This is a genomic window from Serratia sp. X3, assembly GCF_014982455.1.
GTDB lineage: Bacteria > Pseudomonadota > Gammaproteobacteria > Enterobacterales > Enterobacteriaceae > Serratia > Serratia ureilytica.
Genome location: NZ_JADCNB010000015.1, coordinates 1 through 16,313, shown reverse-complemented (window position 1 = coordinate 16,313; position 16,313 = coordinate 1). Strand labels below are relative to the sequence as shown.

The following is a 16,313-nucleotide window of genomic DNA, read 5'->3' as shown; positions in this document are numbered from 1 at the left end:
GAGGTTTAAGATGGCTCACATCGAAAAACAAGCTGGCGAACTGCAGGAAAAGCTGATCGCGGTAAACCGCGTATCTAAAACCGTAAAAGGTGGCCGTATTTTCAGCTTTACCGCACTGACTGTAGTTGGTGATGGTAACGGTCGCGTTGGTTTTGGCTACGGCAAAGCACGCGAAGTTCCAGCAGCGATCCAGAAAGCGATGGAAAAAGCCCGTCGCAACATGATGAACGTCGCGCTGAACAGCGGCACCCTGCAGCACCCTGTTAAGGGCGCTCACACGGGTTCTCGCGTGTTCATGCAGCCTGCTCATGAAGGTACCGGTATCATCGCGGGCGGTGCAATGCGCGCCGTTCTCGAAGTTGCTGGGGTGCACAACGTATTGGCTAAAGCTTATGGTTCCACCAACCCGATCAACGTGGTTCGTGCAACTATCGACGCTCTGGCGAATATGAAGTCTCCTGAAATGGTCGCTGCTAAGCGTGGTAAATCCGTTGCCGACATTCTGGGGTAATTGACCATGGCTAAGACTATTAAAGTTACACAAACTCGCAGCTCAATTGGCCGTCTGCCGAAGCATAAAGCTACTCTGCTCGGTCTGGGTCTGCGTCGTATTGGTCACACCGTAGAGCGCGAGGATACTCCTGCTGTTCGCGGTATGGTCAACCTGGTTTCCTACATGGTTAAAGTTGAGGAGTAACAGATGCGTTTAAATACTCTGTCTCCGGCTGAAGGTGCCAAGCATGCGCCTAAGCGTGTAGGTCGTGGTATTGGTTCTGGCCTGGGTAAAACCGGCGGCCGTGGTCACAAAGGTCAGAAGTCTCGTTCTGGCGGTGGCGTACGTCGTGGTTTCGAAGGTGGTCAGATGCCTCTGTACCGTCGTCTGCCGAAATTCGGCTTCACTTCACGCAAAGCGATGATCACGGCAGAAGTTCGTCTGTCTGAACTGGCTCTGGTTGAAGGCGATGTTATCGACCTGAACGCGCTGAAAGCCGCTAACGTAGTTGGTGTCCAGATCGAATTCGCGAAAGTTGTACTTTCTGGCGAAGTCGCTCGTCCGGTAACCCTGCGTGGTCTGCGTGTCACCAAAGGCGCTCGTGCTGCTATCGAGGCTGCTGGCGGTAAAATTGAGGAATAAGTAGCAGATGGCTAAGCAACCAGGATTAGATTTTCAAAGTGCTAAAGGCGGGCTCGGCGAGCTGAAGCGCAGACTTTTGTTTGTAATCGGCGCGCTGATTGTCTTCCGTATCGGCTCTTTCATTCCGATTCCTGGTATCGATGCCACTGTGCTTGCCAAATTGCTTGAGCAGCAGAGAGGCACTATCATTGAAATGTTTAACATGTTCTCTGGTGGTGCCCTCAGCCGTGCTTCTATCTTTGCTCTGGGGATCATGCCGTATATTTCGGCGTCGATCATTATCCAGCTACTGACGGTGGTCCATCCGGCGTTGGCGGAAATCAAGAAAGAAGGGGAGGCTGGCCGTCGCAAGATTAGTCAGTACACCCGTTACGGTACGCTGGTATTGGCCATATTCCAGTCGATCGGTATTGCTACCGGTCTGCCGAATATGCCTGGTATGCAGGGCCTGGTGTTAAACCCAGGCTTTGCATTCTACTTTACTGCGGTTGTGAGCTTGGTCACCGGGACAATGTTCCTGATGTGGCTGGGTGAGCAGATTACTGAGCGCGGTATCGGCAACGGTATCTCGATCATTATCTTCGCGGGTATTGTAGCGGGGCTCCCGCCGGCAGTGGCCCATACTATCGAGCAAGCGCGGCAAGGCGACCTGCACTTCCTCCTGCTGCTGTTGGTTGCAGTATTGGTGTTTGCAGTAACCTTCTTCGTTGTTTTCATCGAGCGTGGTCAACGTCGTATCGTCGTTAACTATGCGAAGCGTCAACAAGGTCGTCGTGTTTATGCAGCACAGAGTACACACTTACCGTTGAAAGTGAACATGGCGGGTGTTATCCCGGCGATTTTCGCTTCCAGCATTATTCTGTTCCCGGCCACGATTGCATCATGGTTTGGGGGCGGTACCGGTTGGAACTGGCTGACTACGATTTCGCTGTATTTGCAGCCAGGGCAACCGCTTTATGTGTTACTCTATGCGTCTGCAATCATCTTCTTCTGTTTCTTCTACACGGCGTTGGTATTCAACCCGCGTGAGACAGCAGATAACCTGAAGAAGTCCGGTGCCTTCGTACCAGGAATTCGTCCGGGAGAGCAAACGGCGAAGTATATCGATAAAGTAATGACGCGTTTAACCCTGGTGGGCGCGATGTACATTACTTTCATCTGCCTGATCCCGGAGTTCATGCGTGATGCAATGAAAGTACCATTCTACTTTGGTGGTACCTCGCTACTGATCGTGGTTGTCGTCATCATGGACTTTATGGCTCAAGTGCAAACTCTGATGATGTCAAGTCAGTACGAGTCTGCATTGAAGAAAGCAAATCTGAAAGGCTATAACCGCTAGTCAGATTCGTTTGAGAAGTTACGGAGAGTAAAAATGAAAGTTCGTGCTTCCGTCAAGAAATTATGTCGTAACTGCAAAATCGTTAAGCGTAACGGTGTCGTTCGTGTGATTTGCAGCGCCGAGCCGAAGCATAAACAGCGTCAAGGCTGATTATCTCGCATATTTTTCTTGCAAAGTTGGGTTGAGCTGGCTAGATTAGCCAGCCAATCTTTTGTATGTCGCACTGCAACATTATTTGAGTATCCTGAAAACGGGCTTTTCAGAATGGTGTTGCTGTATAAAATAGTAGGAGTGCATAGTGGCCCGTATAGCAGGCATTAACATTCCTGATCATAAACATACCGTTATCGCCTTAACGTCGATCTTCGGTATCGGTAAAACCCGTTCACAGGCTATCTGTGCATCCACGGGTATTGCTGAAAATGTTAAGATCAGTGAGCTGTCTGAAGAGCAAATCGAAAAGCTTCGTGATGCAGTTGCCAAATACACCGTTGAGGGTGATTTGCGTCGTGAAATTACCCTGAGCATCAAGCGTCTTATGGACCTTGGTTGCTATCGTGGTTTGCGTCATCGTCGTGGTCTGCCGGTACGCGGTCAGCGCACCAAGACCAACGCTCGTACCCGTAAGGGTCCGCGCAAGCCGATCAAGAAATAATCGGGGTTATTGAATAATGGCAAAGGCACCTGTTCGTACACGTAAGCGTGTAAGAAAGCAAGTCTCTGACGGCGTGGCTCATATCCATGCTTCTTTCAACAACACCATCGTTACCATCACTGATCGTCAGGGTAATGCTTTGGGTTGGGCAACAGCCGGTGGTTCCGGTTTCCGTGGTTCTCGTAAGTCCACTCCGTTCGCAGCACAGGTTGCAGCAGAACGTTGTGCTGACGCAGTAAAAGAATACGGTATCAAGAACCTGGAAGTTATGGTTAAAGGACCTGGTCCTGGTCGTGAGTCTACTATCCGCGCTCTGAACGCGGCTGGTTTCCGCATCACTAATATTACTGATGTGACTCCGATCCCTCATAACGGTTGTCGTCCGCCGAAAAAGCGCCGCGTGTAACGCAGCTTTTAGGATTGTTGGAGAAAGAAAATGGCAAGATATTTGGGTCCTAAGCTCAAGCTGAGCCGTCGTGAGGGCACAGACCTGTTCCTTAAGTCTGGCGTTCGCGCGATCGATTCCAAGTGTAAAATTGAACAAGCACCTGGTCAGCACGGTGCGCGTAAACCGCGTCTGTCTGATTACGGTGTTCAGTTGCGTGAGAAGCAGAAAGTTCGCCGTATGTACGGCATTCTGGAGCGTCAATTCCGTAACTATTACAAAGAAGCAACCCGCCTGAAGGGCAACACCGGTGAAAACCTGTTGCAGCTGCTGGAAGGTCGTCTGGACAACGTTGTTTACCGTATGGGCTTCGGCGCTACTCGTGCAGAGTCACGTCAGCTGGTTAGCCACAAAGCAGTTATGGTAAACGGTCGCGTTGTTAACATCGCTTCTTATCAGGTATCTCCGAATGACGTAGTCAGCATCCGCGAGAAAGCTAAAAAGCAGTCTCGTGTTAAAGCTTCTCTGGAGCTGGCTGAGCAGCGTGAAAAGCCGACTTGGCTGGAAGTTGATGCTGCTAAGATGGAAGGCGTGTTCAAGCGTATGCCTGAACGTACCGATCTGTCTGCGGACATTAACGAACACCTGATCGTCGAGCTTTACTCCAAGTAAAGCTTAGTACCAAAGAGAGGACACAATGCAGGGTTCTGTGACAGAGTTTCTAAAACCGCGCCTGGTAGATATCGAGCAAGTCAGTTCGACGCACGCCAAGGTGACCCTTGAGCCTTTAGAGCGTGGCTTTGGCCATACTCTTGGCAACGCACTGCGCCGTATTCTGCTTTCATCTATGCCGGGTTGCGCGGTGACCGAGGTTGAGATTGATGGTGTACTGCATGAGTACAGCACCAAAGAAGGCGTACAGGAAGATATCCTGGAGATCCTGCTCAACCTGAAAGGGCTGGCGGTGAGAGTTCAAGGCAAAGACGAAGTTATTCTTACCCTGAATAAATCTGGCATTGGCCCTGTGACCGCTGCCGACATCACCCATGATGGTGATGTCGAAATCGTCAAGCCTCAGCACGTGATCTGCCACCTGACTGATGAGAACGCGGCTATCAGCATGCGTATCAAAGTTCAGCGCGGTCGCGGTTATGTGCCGGCTTCTGCCCGAATTCATTCGGAAGAAGATGAGCGCCCAATCGGTCGTCTGTTGGTTGACGCCTGCTACAGCCCTGTAGAGCGTATCGCCTACAATGTTGAAGCTGCGCGTGTAGAACAGCGTACTGACTTGGATAAGCTGGTCATCGAGATGGAGACCAATGGCACGATCGATCCTGAAGAGGCGATCCGCCGTGCGGCCACCATTCTGGCTGAACAACTTGAAGCTTTCGTTGACCTGCGTGATGTACGTCAGCCGGAAGTTAAAGAAGAGAAACCGGAATTCGATCCGATCTTGCTGCGCCCTGTTGACGATCTGGAATTGACTGTCCGCTCTGCTAACTGCCTCAAGGCAGAAGCTATCCACTACATCGGTGATCTGGTACAGCGTACCGAGGTTGAGTTGCTGAAAACGCCAAACCTGGGTAAAAAATCTCTTACCGAGATTAAAGACGTGCTGGCCTCACGTGGTCTGTCTCTGGGCATGCGCCTGGAAAACTGGCCGCCGGCAAGCATTGCTGACGAGTAACCGGATCACAGGTTAAGGTTTTACTGAGAAGGATAAGGTCATGCGCCATCGTAAGAGTGGTCGTCAACTGAACCGTAACAGCAGCCATCGCCAGGCTATGTTCCGTAACATGGCCGGCTCTTTGGTTCGTCATGAGATCATCAAGACGACCCTGCCAAAAGCAAAAGAGCTGCGTCGCGTTGTTGAGCCGCTGATTACTCTTGCCAAGACCGACAGCGTAGCTAATCGTCGTCTGGCATTCGCCCGTACTCGTGATAACGAGATCGTGGCAAAACTGTTTAACGAGCTGGGCCCGCGTTTCGCGAGCCGTGCCGGTGGTTACACTCGCATTCTGAAGTGTGGCTTCCGCGCAGGCGACAACGCGCCGATGGCATACATCGAGCTGGTTGATCGTGCTGAGTCTCAAGCAGAAGTAGCAACTGCAGAGTAATCTGTAGACGCGTAAAAAAACCGGGCTTGCCCGGTTTTTTTACGTCCAAATCCAGCCAAATGTGCTCAATTCCCCCGCCGTGCTTAAAATCCCCGCTCCTATCCATTATGCTAAGACTCATTCCATAGGCTCACCGAGGCTGTCTGTTATGGGGTTGCTCGACCAATGGGCGGAACGTCATATCCTTGATGCCCAGGAGAAAGGCGAGTTCGACAATTTGCCCGGCCAGGGACAACCGCTGGCGCTGGACGATGACAGCGCGGTGCCTGCTGAGCTACGCGCCGGTTACCGTCTGCTGAAAAATGCCGGTTATCTGCCGCCGGCGCTGGAAGATCGCAAAGAGGCATTAACCGTTGCTCACTTACTGCAAGGGATCAACAGTGAGCATCCGGACTATGTCGATCTCAGCAAGCGTATGGCACTGCTGGAACATCGGTTGCGTCAGGCTGGAATGAGCACGGACTTCTTGCATGGCGAATATCAGCGCGCGCTGGACGGTAAACTCACCCGAGAGGAGAAGTAATGTTCAAGATAGGTCAGTTGGCCAAGCTTGCCGAAGTGACGCCGGACACCGTGCGTTACTATGAAAAGCAGGGCATGATGGATCACAATGTCCGTACTGAAGGCGGTTATCGGCTGTACACCGAGCAGGATTTGCAGCGGCTGCGTTTTATCCGTTATGCCAAGCAGTTGGGCTTTACTCTGGAAACGATCGCCGAGCTGTTGTCGATCCGGGTCGATCCGGAACATCATACCTGCCAGGAATCGAAGTCTATCGTTGATGCGCGCCTGAGCGAAGTGGAAAGCAAGTTGGCGGAGCTGACCCGGATGCGCGAATCGTTGAAACGGTTGAGCGACGCCTGCTGCGGTACCGCCCATACCAGCAACTACTGTTCGATCCTGGAAACTTTGGAACAGGGCGCCAGCGATGACAAAGGCAAAAAAGGTTGCTGACGGCACTTTAATTTTTATATCACCGGCAGTATTATCGCCCCGTTTTATTCCTCATATTTTACAGGAGCATTATCATGACGAAATATCGTCACACCAAAGGTCAGATTCAAGATAACGCCATTGAGGCGCTGCTGCATGATCCGCTATTCCGTCAGCGGGTAGAAAAGAATGTGAAAGGCAAAGGCAGCTATCGGCGTAAAGAAAAACACATCAAAGGCGGTAACTGGGAGGCCAGTGGCAAACTATCAAACGATAATTTACCACTGGCCTTCTGGTTTTAAGGCATTAAAAAAGCCACCTTCATCCGGTGGCTTTTTATTGGCATAACCAAACGCTGTCTTACAGTTTTGGTTGCTGTTGATGGCTCAGCAAATCACGGATTTCCGTCAGCAGTTTCTCTTCTGCTGTAGGTTCTGGCGGCGCTGCCGGAGCTTCTTCCTGTTTGCGGCGCATTTTGTTCATCAATTTAATCGCCAGGAAGATGGCGAAGGCGACAATCACGAAGTCAAATACGGTTTGGATGAATGAACCGTAGTTCATTACCACCGCCGGTACGGCGCCCTGAGCTTCACGTAATACCAGATGGAACTGTTTAAAGTCGACGCCGCCGATCAGTAAGCCCAGCGGAGGCATGATGATATCAGCGACGAAGGATGAAACAATCTTGCCGAAAGCGGCGCCGATAATCACACCGACGGCCAGATCGACCACGTTGCCGCGCATGGCAAATTCGCGAAACTCTTTCAACATACTCATAGAACGCACCCCTTGCAGAATTAATAACTCAAGTTTAACAAAGCAATTTCCCTTTGCCACAAAAGGAGAGAAGTTTTATCTCCCCTCAAGGCAGAGAACAACTACGCGATTATAGACCATCGCCAAATAAATTCGTTCTACAAGAAGAAGGGGCTCGGTTGGAACAGGCGTTCAACGTCCGGCACGAATTTCTTGTCGGTAATAAACATGATGACATGATCGCCCTGTTCGATTTTGCTGTTGCCGTTAGCGATGATGACGTCGTCGCCACGAACGATAGCGCCGATGGTGGTACCCGGTGGCAGCTTGATATCTTCAACGATACGGCCAACCACTTTGGACGTGCTTTCATCGCCGTGGGCAATCGCTTCGATCGCCTCTGCTACGCCGCGGCGCAGTGACGAGACGCTGACGATATCCGCTTTGCGCACATGCCCAAGCAGCGCGGAGATGGTTGCCTGTTGCGGTGAAATGGCAATATCGATCACGCTGCCTTGCACCAGATCGACATAGGCGCGCCGCTGGATCAAGACCATCACTTTCTTGGCGCCCATGCGCTTGGCCAGCATGGCCGACATGATGTTGGCCTCATCGTCGTTGGTGATGGCGATGAAGACATCCACCTGCTCGACGTGCTCTTCGGCCAGCAGTTCCTGGTCGGAGGCATCGCCGTAGAACACGATGGTATCGTGCAACTGCTCGGCCAGTTCGGCAGCACGTTGCTGATTGCGCTCAATGAGTTTGACGTTATAGTCTTTCTCCAGCTTGGCGGCCAGGCCGGCGCCGACGTTGCCGCCGCCGACGATCATGATGCGCTTATAAGGTTTTTCCAGCCGTTGCAGTTCGCTCATCACCGCGCGAATGTGCTGTGAGGCGGCGACGAAGAACACTTCATCACCGGCTTCGATAATGGTCGAGCCTTGCGGACGAATCGGCCGATCCTGGCGGAAAATGGCGGCGACGCGGGTGTCGATATGTGGCATGTGTTCGCGCATCGAAGAGAGCGCATTGCCGACCAGCGGGCCGCCGTAATAGGCTTTAACCGCGGCGATGCTGACCTTGCCTTCGGCGAAGTTGACCACCTGCAGCGCGCCGGGGTATTCAATCAGCTTGTAGATATAGTCGATGACCAGCTGCTCCGGCGAAATCAGATGGTCGATCGGCACCGCTTCCGGCAGGAACAGTTTCTCCGACTCGCGGATATATTCCGGCGCGCGGATACGGGCGATACGGTTGGGGGTATTAAACAGAGAATAGGCGATCTGGCAGGCGATCATGTTGGTTTCGTCGGAGTTGGTGACGGCGACCAGCATGTCGGCATCTTCTGCGCCGGCTTCGCGCAGCACCCGGGGGTGAGAACCATGTCCCTGAACCACTCGCAGATCGAATTTATCCTGCAGCTGACGCAACCGGCCGGAGTCGGTATCGACGACGGTGATATCGTTGTTTTCACCTACCAGGTTTTCCGCCAGCGTCCCGCCAACCTGCCCGGCACCAAGAATAATTATTTTCATCGTGTTCTCTGCTTCACACTGAAAGACTTAGGGCGCGTACGCACCCTGAAGAATTACATTTTAATCAGCTTAGCGTAAAAGAAGCCATCGCCGTCCTCGGGATGCGGGATATTCTGCCGTCCCGGCCGCTGCGCATCGCCGGTTTCAACCAGCTTGGCATCGGCATGGCGCTGCAAGAACGCGGCGATCTGGCTACTGTTTTCATCCGGCAGAATAGAGCAGGTTGCGTAAACCATTACGCCGCCTGATTTCAGATGCGGCCAGACGGCTTCCAGGATATCGGCCTGCAGGGCGGCGAGTTCGGCGATGTCGCGATCGCGGCGCAGCCATTTGATGTCGGGATGACGGCGGATCACGCCGGTGGCCGAACAAGGCGCGTCCAGCAGGATACGGTCGAACTGCTTGTCACCGCACCATTGCTGCGGTGTGCGGCCATCGCCCAGTTTAACCTCTGCGTGTAAACGCAGACGCTGCAGGTTTTCTTTCACCCGCGCCAGACGCTGTTCGTCGATATCGACGGCCATAACCTGTGCTTTCGGCGCCGCTTCCAGAATATGCGTGGTTTTGCCGCCGGGCGCGGCGCACAAATCGAGGATCTGTTCACCGTCTTGTGGATCCAGCAGATCAACACAGCCTTGGGCTGAGGCATCTTGCACGGTGACCCAGCCGTCGGCGAACCCTGGCAGATCGGTCACGGCGCAAGGTGCCAGCAACCGCACGGCGTCGGCATAGTCTGCATGAGGCTCCGCGGCGATGCCGGCGTCGGTCAGCAGCTGCAGGTAAGCCTCACGGGTGTGATGCAGGCGGTTGACGCGCAGCCACATCGGCGGCTTCTGGTTATTGGCGTCGACGATCTGTTGCCAGTTGGCGGGATAAGCCTGTTGGATGCGTTTCAGCAACCAGCTCGGGTGCAGGTAGCGGCTGTCATTGTTGGCGGCGCGCTGCAGAAGTTCTTCCTGCTGGCGCTGGAATTGCCGCAAGACGCCGTTAATCAAACCTTTCAACTGTGGGCGTTTCAGCGCCACCGCACCTTCCACGGTTTCTGCGAGTACGGCGTGCGCCGGGATACGGGTATACAGCAGCTGATACAAGCCGACCATCAGCAAATAGTGAAGTGTACGTTGCTTGCCGGTCAGCGGTTTGGCCATTAATTGCTGAATGCACCATTCGAGCTGCGGCAGTACGCGTAACGTGCCGAAGCACAGTTCCTGCAGCAACCCGCGGTCTTTATCGCTGATGGAGGTTTGCAGCGCCGGCAGGACAGTACTCAGTGACTGCCCTTGATCCAGCACCTGGCCGATGGCTTTGGCAGCGATGCTGCGGAGATTGTAATTATTTTTCATAGGCTGAAGCTGATAACGATCGGCATTAAGAAAATAACGGCCCGGCGATGAACGGCCGGGCAGTGGGGTGACTTACAGCCGGTTACCCGGGGTAAACCATTCACGACGTGAATTTAACAGATCTTGCGCCGACATCGGTTTCTTGCCGGCGGGCTGCAGTTGGATCAGATTGAGGATACCGTCGGCGGTCGCCACCTGAATGCCGTGCTTGTCGGCATGGATAACGGTGCCCGGCTCCGCGTTGGCGCTTTCCGCCAGTACGCTGGCCTGCCACACTTTCACCGGTTGCTCATCGATGGTGAAGTAGCTTATCGGCCAAGGGTTGAAGGCGCGGATGCAACGCTCCAGCTGTGCGGCGGACAGTGTCCAATCCAGGCGAGCTTCTTCTTTGCTCAGCTTCTCGGCGTAGGTGACCTGCGACTCGTCCTGCACTTCGCGGGTGGCGCTGCCGTCGGCCATTTGGCGCAACGTCGTCAGCATGCCCTGCGGGCCGAGCTGCGCCAGTTTGTCGTAGAGGCTGGCGCTGGTGTCGCTGCTCTCAATCGGGCAGGCGATCTTGTGCATCATGTCGCCGGTATCGAGGCCGACATCCATCTGCATGATGGTCACGCCGGTTTCGCTGTCGCCGGCCCAGAGTGAACGCTGGATCGGCGCCGCGCCGCGCCAGCGAGGCAGCAGCGAACCATGTACGTTGATGCAGCCAAGACGCGGCATATCCAGCACCGCTTGCGGCAGAATCAACCCGTAGGCAACCACCACCATCACGTCGGCGTTGAGATCCGCCACCAGACGCTGGTTCTCTTCGGGGCGCAGCGATTTAGGCTGAAATACCGGCAATTGGTGTTGTTCGGCCAGCATTTTGACCGGGCTGGGCGTCAGCTTGTTGCCGCGGCCTGCCGGGCGGTCGGGCTGAGTGAATACGCCGACAATCTGGTGCTCAGATGACAACAGCGCGTCAAGATGACGCGCTGCGAAGTCTGGTGTTCCGGCGAAAATAATCCGTAAAGAGTCAGACACGTTGATTTCCTGATCGGTTAGGCGCGGGCTTGAAGCTTGGCCATTTTTTCCAGTTTCTGACGAATGCGCTGGCGCTTGAGCGGCGACAGGTAATCGACGAACAGTTTGCCCATCAGGTGATCCATCTCGTGCTGGATGCAGATCGCCAGCAGATCGTCCGCTTCCAGCTCGAAAGGTTTGCCTTCACGATCCAGCGCGCGGATCTTCACCTGCGCGGCGCGCGGCACTAACGCACGCTGCTCTGGAATGGAAAGACAGCCTTCCTCGATGCCGGTTTCGCCGCTCTTTTCCAGCAGCTCCGGGTTGATCAGCACCAGGCGCTGATCGCGATTCTCGGAGACGTCGATCACGATAATGCGCTGATGGATATCCACCTGAGTCGCAGCCAGGCCAATGCCTTCCTCTGCGTACATGGTTTCAAACATATCATCCACGATGCGCTGGATATCTGCATTGACTTCTTTTACCGGCGCTGCGACTTTGCGCAGACGCTCGTCTGGGAAATGTAATACCTGCAAGACTGACATATATCTTTAGATCTGTATCCGAGTAATGAACGAGGTTTAACCTCTATTCTAGACATTTCCCGACCTGATTGACAGCATTGCGCACCAATTGCTCAGATTGGCAATACCACCGTTTTTGCTGAGGGAACAGACGATGCGGCCGGAAGAGATCGCTTTACGGATGCGGGGAGTCACGGGGCTACAGACCGTCGTGGCCAGTCGGCTCGTGCGACAGTTATCGCAAATGAGTGGCGAGCCTCGCCGCGTGTTGCATGAGCTGGGATTGAACGAACGGCAGCAGGCACAGTTCAACCGAGTGGATCCCGTCTATCTGGCGGCCACCCTGCGTTGGCTGGAGGAGCCGGCGCACAGTATGCTGAACTATGGGGCGGCCGGCTATCCTGAAAACCTGGCTCAGATCGACGACGCGCCGCTGTTTCTGCTGATCAAGGGCGATCCTCGGGTGCTGTTGCAACCTCAGCTCGCTATGGTCGGCAGCCGGCAGTTCAGCCATTACGGCGAGCGTTGGGCGAACCATTTCGCCGAGGAGTTGGCGCGTTGCGGTTTCACCATCACCAGCGGTTTGGCGATCGGCATCGACGGCATTTGCCATCGTGCGGCGCTGGCGGCCGATGGCTGCACGATTGCGGTGTTGGGCAGCGGGCTGGGCAATATCTATCCGCGCCGGCACCGCCGGCTCGCGGAGCAGATAGTCGAGCAGGGCGGAGCCGTGATTTCAGATCATTTAGTCACCGATTTGCCGCTGGCCGACCATTTCCCACGCCGTAACCGCATTATCAGCGGGCTCAGCCTGGGGGTTCTGGTCATAGAAGCTTCGCTGCGCAGCGGTACCCTGGTGACGGCTCGCTACGCGTTGGAGCAGGGGCGTGAGGTGTTCGCCTTGCCTGGGCCATTAGGAAACCCGATGAGTGAGGGGACGCATGGGTTAATCCAGCAGGGCGCGCATCTGGTCACCGGGCCGAAAGATATCGCCGAATTGCTGGGAAGCGGCCTTCAATGGCTGTCACTGAACGAAAATACAACTATTTGTGCGTCGCAGGCTGAAGTTGAATTGCCATTTGGCGATGTGTTGGCTAACGTAGGAGATGAGGTGACACCTGTTGACGTCGTCGCTGAACGTGCCGGCCAACCTGTGCCAGTGGTGGTAATCAAGTTACTCGAGCTGGAGTTAGCAGGGTGGATCGCAGCTGTACCCGGCGGCTATGTCCGAATAAGGAGGGCAAGCCATGTTCGACGTACTCATGTACTTGTTTGAAACTTATATCCACAATGAACCAGAGATGCGCGTCGATCAGGATCAACTGACCGATGATCTCGCTCAGGCGGGGTTTCATCGGGATGATATCTACAACGCGTTGAATTGGCTTGAGAAGTTGGCTGACCTGCAAGAGGGTCAAAATGCCCCTTACTTTATGGATGCCGATCCGCTGGCAATGCGGATCTACACCGAAGAAGAAGGTGCACGTCTGGACGCCGACTGCCGTGGTTTTCTCCTGTTCCTGGAACAGATTCAGGTATTGAACCTCGAAACCCGTGAAATGGTTATCGACCGCGTTATGGCTTTGGATAATGCGGAATTCGATCTCGAAGATCTGAAATGGGTCGTGTTGATGGTGCTGTTTAATATCCCCGGATATGAAAGCGCCTATCAGCAAATGGAAGAACTGTTGTTTGAAGTGAACGAAGGTTATCTGCATTGAGCCGATAACGCGCATAGAAGACGTTATGACAAAAAACGCGATTTTTGCCGCCAGGCAAAATGAACCCTGTCCGGAATGCGGGGCCGAACTGGTGATCCGTAGCGGTCGCCACGGCCCCTTCCTCGGCTGTTCCCAGTACCCTGAATGCCAATATATTCGGCCGCTGAAAGCACAGGCCGATGGACATATCGTTAAGGTCTTGGATGGGCAACAGTGCCCGAAATGTCAGGCGACGTTGGTGCTGCGCCAGGGGCGCTATGGCATGTTTATCGGCTGCAGCGATTATCCGCAGTGCGATCACACTGAAGTGATCGATAAGCCTGACGAAACCGCCATTACCTGTCCGCAGTGCGGCCAAGGCAAACTGCTGCAGCGCAAGTCGCGTTACGGCAAAGTTTTTCATTCCTGCGATCGTTACCCGGAATGCCAGTTTGCCCTCAATGTTAAACCTGTCGCCGGTGAGTGCGCCTATTGCCATTATCCGCTGCTGATGGAAAAGCGCACGGCAAAAGGCCCCGTCCTGTGCTGTGCCAGCAAGCTGTGCGGAAAACCCGTCGCGACTACAGAATAATCACATCATGAACTCAGAATTAAGCCCGAACCTTTTATCTATCATCGATGCTTTGCATCAACAGCAGGTGATTGCGTATCCCACAGAAGCCGTATTCGGCCTGGGTTGCGATCCCGACAGCGAGCAGGCGGTCAATGCATTGCTGGCGCTGAAACAGCGGCCGTGGGAGAAGGGGCTGATTTTGATCGCCGCCGACTATGCACAGCTTAAGCCTTATATCGACGACAGTGCACTCAGCGAACAGCAGCGCACGACGATGTTTGCCAGCTGGCCTGGGCCGGTAACCTGGGTTTTGCCCGCTCGGCCGGAGACGCCGCGTTTGCTGACCGGACGCTTCAGCTCGCTGGCAGTGCGCGTCAGCGATCATCCGTTGGTGCAGCAGCTGTGTCGGCAGTACGGCAAGCCGCTGGTGTCGACCAGCGCCAATCTCAGTGGGCTGGAGCCATGCCGCAGTGCGGATGAGGTTACGCGGCAGTTCGGCGAAGCTTTCCCGGTATTGCGCGGCAAGGTGGGTGGCCGTCTTAATCCTTCCGAAATCAGAGACGTTCTGACCGGCGAACAGATCCGTCAGGGCTAGAGGTAATGGGCATGGAGAAGTTTGCGGTATTTGGCAACCCTATCGGCCACAGCAAGTCGCCGCGAATTCATGCGCTGTTTGCTGCCCAGACCGGCATTGAGCATCCTTATGGAACGGTGTTGGCGCCGTTAGACGGTTTTGAAACCAGCCTGCAGGCGTTTATCCGCGCCGGAGGGCTGGGGGCGAACGTCACGGTGCCCTTCAAGGAGCGTGCTTATTCGGCCGCTTCTGAGCTGAGCGAGCGCGCAGCGATGGCCGGTGCGGTCAACACTCTGAAGGTATTGCCGAATGGCGAGCTGTTGGGGGATAACACCGACGGCATCGGGTTGCTGACCGATCTACAGCGTCAGCAATTGATCCGGCCGCAGGATCGCATCCTGCTGGTGGGCGCCGGCGGCGCAGCGCGCGGCGTGATCCTGCCGCTGCTGTCTTTCGGCTGTCGGCTAACGATTACCAACCGCACCTTCAGCCGAGCCCAGGCGTTGGCAGACGCTTTTCGGCATCTGGGGGAGATCTCGGCGGCGCCGATGGATCAATTGGATCAGCAAGCGTTCGAACTGGTGATCAATGCGACGGCGTCCGGCATCAGCGGAGAGATCCCGGCGTTGCCGGCGAGCGTAGTTAATGCGCGTACTCGTTGCTATGACATGTTCTATCAGCAGGGCGCTACGCCATTCCTGGCCTGGGCGCAGCAGCAGGGGACAACGGAATATGCCGATGGGCTGGGCATGCTGGTGGGGCAGGCGGCGCATGCTTTCCTGCTTTGGCATGGAGTGATGCCAGAGATTGAGCCGGTATTGCGCCAGTTGCGCAGCGAACTGGCGGCATAAATGCAACCCCGTTCTCTTTATAGGGAACGGGGCGTCCGTCAGATGTCTTCCGACAGGTATTCATCTTTCCAGCGTACATAGTTGTTCGAAGAATAAAGCAATCCTTCCAACTCGGCGGCGGTCAACGGCCGAACCTGGCGTGCCGGGCTGCCCATATAGAGATAGCCGCTGACCAGGCGTTTGCCTGGCGGCACTAAACTGCCGGCGCCAATCATCACGTCGTCTTCTACGACTACACCGTCCAGCAGGATCGATCCCATACCGACCAGCACCCGGTTGCCGATGGCGCAGCCGTGCAGCATCGCTTTATGGCCTACGGTCACGTCTTCTCCAATCAACAGGGGATAACCGTCGGGGTTATGTTCGGAGCGGTGAGTCACGTGCAGTACGCTGCCGTCCTGTATGTTGCTGCGCGCGCCGATCTTTACCGCATTGACGTCGCCGCGGATAGCGACCAGCGGCCAGATGCTGACGTCATCCGCCAGATCGACGTCGCCGATGACGACGCTGGAAGGATCGATCAAGACGCGCTGACCGAGTTTGGGGGTGTATTGAAGATAAGAACGTACTGCATCGGACATGGTGCTTGCCTCACGTCGGGATCATATTTACCGGCAATACTAGACTCTGGCGATGGAATTACAACCAATCGCAGCGCCGGATCCTGCGGAAAATGGCCCTGATCGCACAAGATCCACCCGGAAGGGCTGAAAAGTGTGCAAACAAAAAGAAAAGATCAAAAAAGGGGTTGTGCAAAAAACTCGGATCCCTATAATGCGCCTCCATCGACACGGCGCAAGTGATTCACTTCACACAGCGGCCGGGAAGAAAGAGAAAAAATCCTGAAAATTAGGGTTGACTCTGAAAGAGGAAAGCGTAATATACGCCACCTC

Annotated in this window: 24 protein-coding genes; 18 read left to right on the top strand and 6 right to left on the bottom strand. The window is 54.7% G+C overall.

The window, feature by feature from the left end:
- Positions 1-10 precede the first annotated feature (10 nt).
- The 13 genes from rpsE (at position 11) to IMX17_RS24810 (ending at position 6,866) form a co-directional block, all read left to right on the top strand.
- The gene (gene rpsE, locus IMX17_RS24870) at positions 11-511 is read left to right on the top strand and encodes a 30S ribosomal protein S5 (protein WP_004929747.1); all 501 of its coding nucleotides are present in this window, start codon (positions 11-13) and stop codon (positions 509-511) included.
- Positions 512-517: 6 nt separating this feature from the next.
- Positions 518-697, top strand: coding sequence for a 50S ribosomal protein L30 (rpmD, locus tag IMX17_RS24865; protein WP_048232028.1), 180 nt, complete (start codon positions 518-520; stop codon positions 695-697).
- Between the two features lie 3 nt (positions 698-700).
- Complete coding sequence (gene rplO / locus IMX17_RS24860) at positions 701-1,135, top strand: 50S ribosomal protein L15 (RefSeq protein ID WP_004929742.1); 435 nt, start codon at positions 701-703, stop codon at positions 1,133-1,135.
- Positions 1,136-1,142: 7 nt separating this feature from the next.
- Positions 1,143-2,474 carry a preprotein translocase subunit SecY gene (gene secY / locus IMX17_RS24855; protein ID WP_004929740.1) on the top strand — a complete coding sequence of 444 codons (1,332 nt, stop codon included), beginning with the start codon at positions 1,143-1,145 and terminating at the stop codon, positions 2,472-2,474.
- A gap of 33 nt (positions 2,475-2,507) precedes the next feature.
- Positions 2,508-2,624, top strand: a complete 117-nt coding sequence (gene rpmJ, locus IMX17_RS24850) for a 50S ribosomal protein L36 (RefSeq protein ID WP_002227352.1) — start codon at positions 2,508-2,510, stop codon at positions 2,622-2,624.
- A 148-nt stretch (positions 2,625-2,772) separates the two neighbouring features.
- Positions 2,773-3,129, top strand: coding sequence for a 30S ribosomal protein S13 (rpsM, locus tag IMX17_RS24845; RefSeq protein ID WP_004929734.1), 357 nt, complete (start codon positions 2,773-2,775; stop codon positions 3,127-3,129).
- A gap of 16 nt (positions 3,130-3,145) precedes the next feature.
- The gene (rpsK, locus tag IMX17_RS24840; RefSeq protein ID WP_004929731.1) at positions 3,146-3,535 is read left to right on the top strand and encodes a 30S ribosomal protein S11; all 390 of its coding nucleotides are present in this window, start codon (positions 3,146-3,148) and stop codon (positions 3,533-3,535) included.
- 30 nt (positions 3,536-3,565) lie between these two features.
- Positions 3,566-4,186, top strand: coding sequence for a 30S ribosomal protein S4 (rpsD, locus tag IMX17_RS24835; RefSeq protein WP_004929729.1), 621 nt, complete (start codon positions 3,566-3,568; stop codon positions 4,184-4,186).
- A gap of 25 nt (positions 4,187-4,211) precedes the next feature.
- A complete protein-coding gene (rpoA, locus tag IMX17_RS24830) occupies positions 4,212-5,201 on the top strand; it encodes a DNA-directed RNA polymerase subunit alpha (RefSeq protein WP_002919219.1) in 990 nt (329 codons plus the stop codon).
- Between the two features lie 40 nt (positions 5,202-5,241).
- The gene (rplQ, locus tag IMX17_RS24825; RefSeq protein WP_004929726.1) at positions 5,242-5,631 is read left to right on the top strand and encodes a 50S ribosomal protein L17; all 390 of its coding nucleotides are present in this window, start codon (positions 5,242-5,244) and stop codon (positions 5,629-5,631) included.
- 148 nt (positions 5,632-5,779) lie between these two features.
- Positions 5,780-6,154, top strand: coding sequence for a DUF1992 domain-containing protein (locus IMX17_RS24820; RefSeq protein WP_182265805.1), 375 nt, complete (start codon positions 5,780-5,782; stop codon positions 6,152-6,154).
- Positions 6,154-6,585, top strand: coding sequence for a Zn(2+)-responsive transcriptional regulator (zntR, locus tag IMX17_RS24815; protein WP_096242645.1), 432 nt, complete (start codon positions 6,154-6,156; stop codon positions 6,583-6,585). The genes IMX17_RS24820 and zntR overlap by 1 nt, the downstream gene beginning before the upstream one ends.
- Before the next feature lie 74 nt (positions 6,586-6,659).
- Complete coding sequence (locus IMX17_RS24810; protein WP_182265804.1) at positions 6,660-6,866, top strand: alternative ribosome-rescue factor A; 207 nt, start codon at positions 6,660-6,662, stop codon at positions 6,864-6,866.
- A gap of 58 nt (positions 6,867-6,924) precedes the next feature.
- Here IMX17_RS24810 and mscL read toward each other — a convergent pair whose 3' ends face one another.
- The 5 genes from mscL to def form a co-directional block, all read right to left on the bottom strand.
- Positions 6,925-7,341 (bottom strand): large-conductance mechanosensitive channel protein MscL, encoded by a 417-nt coding sequence (mscL, locus tag IMX17_RS24805; RefSeq protein WP_033645241.1) that lies wholly within the window; start codon positions 7,339-7,341, stop codon positions 6,925-6,927.
- 137 nt (positions 7,342-7,478) lie between these two features.
- Complete coding sequence (gene trkA, locus IMX17_RS24800; protein ID WP_004929716.1) at positions 7,479-8,855, bottom strand: Trk system potassium transporter TrkA; 1,377 nt, start codon at positions 8,853-8,855, stop codon at positions 7,479-7,481.
- Positions 8,856-8,908: 53 nt separating this feature from the next.
- Positions 8,909-10,198, bottom strand: a complete 1,290-nt coding sequence (gene rsmB, locus IMX17_RS24795; RefSeq protein WP_033645240.1) for a 16S rRNA (cytosine(967)-C(5))-methyltransferase RsmB — start codon at positions 10,196-10,198, stop codon at positions 8,909-8,911.
- Between the two features lie 72 nt (positions 10,199-10,270).
- Entirely contained in the window at positions 10,271-11,215 is a 945-nt protein-coding gene (gene fmt, locus IMX17_RS24790; RefSeq protein ID WP_046898645.1) for a methionyl-tRNA formyltransferase, read from the bottom strand.
- Positions 11,216-11,232: 17 nt separating this feature from the next.
- Positions 11,233-11,742 (bottom strand): peptide deformylase, encoded by a 510-nt coding sequence (gene def, locus IMX17_RS24785; protein ID WP_015379260.1) that lies wholly within the window; start codon positions 11,740-11,742, stop codon positions 11,233-11,235.
- 133 nt (positions 11,743-11,875) lie between these two features.
- On the opposite strand from def, the gene dprA reads away from it, so the two are divergent.
- Genes dprA through aroE form a run of 5 tightly spaced genes read left to right on the top strand, consistent with a single transcriptional unit; the run spans position 11,876 to position 15,420 of the window.
- Positions 11,876-12,997, top strand: a complete 1,122-nt coding sequence (gene dprA, locus IMX17_RS24780) for a DNA-protecting protein DprA (RefSeq protein WP_193550326.1) — start codon at positions 11,876-11,878, stop codon at positions 12,995-12,997.
- On the top strand, positions 12,969-13,442 hold the full coding sequence (gene smg / locus IMX17_RS24775; RefSeq protein ID WP_182265802.1) for a DUF494 family protein Smg: 474 nt from the start codon (positions 12,969-12,971) through the stop codon (positions 13,440-13,442). The genes dprA and smg overlap by 29 nt, the downstream gene beginning before the upstream one ends.
- A 25-nt stretch (positions 13,443-13,467) precedes the next feature.
- A complete protein-coding gene (locus tag IMX17_RS24770; RefSeq protein WP_019456195.1) occupies positions 13,468-14,013 on the top strand; it encodes a type I DNA topoisomerase in 546 nt (181 codons plus the stop codon).
- Positions 14,014-14,020: 7 nt separating this feature from the next.
- Positions 14,021-14,590 carry an L-threonylcarbamoyladenylate synthase type 1 TsaC gene (tsaC, locus tag IMX17_RS24765; RefSeq protein ID WP_033645237.1) on the top strand — a complete coding sequence of 190 codons (570 nt, stop codon included), beginning with the start codon at positions 14,021-14,023 and terminating at the stop codon, positions 14,588-14,590.
- 11 nt (positions 14,591-14,601) lie between these two features.
- Entirely contained in the window at positions 14,602-15,420 is an 819-nt protein-coding gene (gene aroE, locus IMX17_RS24760) for a shikimate dehydrogenase (protein WP_046898649.1), read from the top strand.
- Positions 15,421-15,458: 38 nt separating this feature from the next.
- Here the strand turns inward: aroE and IMX17_RS24755 are convergent, their stop codons facing one another.
- Positions 15,459-16,001 carry a gamma carbonic anhydrase family protein gene (locus tag IMX17_RS24755; protein ID WP_033645236.1) on the bottom strand — a complete coding sequence of 181 codons (543 nt, stop codon included), beginning with the start codon at positions 15,999-16,001 and terminating at the stop codon, positions 15,459-15,461.
- Positions 16,002-16,313 lie beyond the last annotated feature (312 nt).

Excerpts from the sequence above, each read along its gene's own strand:
- IMX17_RS24755 (WP_033645236.1), bottom strand. The coding sequence starts at position 16,001 with ATGTCCGATGCAGTACGTTCTTATCTTCAATACACCCCCAAACTCGGT.
- aroE (WP_046898649.1), top strand. The coding sequence starts at position 14,602 with ATGGAGAAGTTTGCGGTATTTGGCAACCCTATCGGCCACAGCAAGTCG.
- rplQ (WP_004929726.1), top strand. The coding sequence starts at position 5,242 with ATGCGCCATCGTAAGAGTGGTCGTCAACTGAACCGTAACAGCAGCCAT.
- trkA (WP_004929716.1), bottom strand. The coding sequence starts at position 8,855 with ATGAAAATAATTATTCTTGGTGCCGGGCAGGTTGGCGGGACGCTGGCG.
- rsmB (WP_033645240.1), bottom strand. The coding sequence starts at position 10,198 with ATGAAAAATAATTACAATCTCCGCAGCATCGCTGCCAAAGCCATCGGC.
- zntR (WP_096242645.1), top strand. The coding sequence starts at position 6,154 with ATGTTCAAGATAGGTCAGTTGGCCAAGCTTGCCGAAGTGACGCCGGAC.
- rpsK (WP_004929731.1), top strand. The coding sequence starts at position 3,146 with ATGGCAAAGGCACCTGTTCGTACACGTAAGCGTGTAAGAAAGCAAGTC.
- rpmJ (WP_002227352.1), top strand. The coding sequence starts at position 2,508 with ATGAAAGTTCGTGCTTCCGTCAAGAAATTATGTCGTAACTGCAAAATC.
- tsaC (WP_033645237.1), top strand. The coding sequence starts at position 14,021 with ATGAACTCAGAATTAAGCCCGAACCTTTTATCTATCATCGATGCTTTG.
- IMX17_RS24810 (WP_182265804.1), top strand. The coding sequence starts at position 6,660 with ATGACGAAATATCGTCACACCAAAGGTCAGATTCAAGATAACGCCATT.
- IMX17_RS24770 (WP_019456195.1), top strand. The coding sequence starts at position 13,468 with ATGACAAAAAACGCGATTTTTGCCGCCAGGCAAAATGAACCCTGTCCG.
- mscL (WP_033645241.1), bottom strand. The coding sequence starts at position 7,341 with ATGAGTATGTTGAAAGAGTTTCGCGAATTTGCCATGCGCGGCAACGTG.
- smg (WP_182265802.1), top strand. The coding sequence starts at position 12,969 with ATGTTCGACGTACTCATGTACTTGTTTGAAACTTATATCCACAATGAA.
- dprA (WP_193550326.1), top strand. The coding sequence starts at position 11,876 with ATGCGGCCGGAAGAGATCGCTTTACGGATGCGGGGAGTCACGGGGCTA.
- rpsE (WP_004929747.1), top strand. The coding sequence starts at position 11 with ATGGCTCACATCGAAAAACAAGCTGGCGAACTGCAGGAAAAGCTGATC.
- secY (WP_004929740.1), top strand. The coding sequence starts at position 1,143 with ATGGCTAAGCAACCAGGATTAGATTTTCAAAGTGCTAAAGGCGGGCTC.
- def (WP_015379260.1), bottom strand. The coding sequence starts at position 11,742 with ATGTCAGTCTTGCAGGTATTACATTTCCCAGACGAGCGTCTGCGCAAA.
- IMX17_RS24820 (WP_182265805.1), top strand. The coding sequence starts at position 5,780 with ATGGGGTTGCTCGACCAATGGGCGGAACGTCATATCCTTGATGCCCAG.
- rplO (WP_004929742.1), top strand. The coding sequence starts at position 701 with ATGCGTTTAAATACTCTGTCTCCGGCTGAAGGTGCCAAGCATGCGCCT.
- rpsD (WP_004929729.1), top strand. The coding sequence starts at position 3,566 with ATGGCAAGATATTTGGGTCCTAAGCTCAAGCTGAGCCGTCGTGAGGGC.
- rpmD (WP_048232028.1), top strand. The coding sequence starts at position 518 with ATGGCTAAGACTATTAAAGTTACACAAACTCGCAGCTCAATTGGCCGT.
- rpoA (WP_002919219.1), top strand. The coding sequence starts at position 4,212 with ATGCAGGGTTCTGTGACAGAGTTTCTAAAACCGCGCCTGGTAGATATC.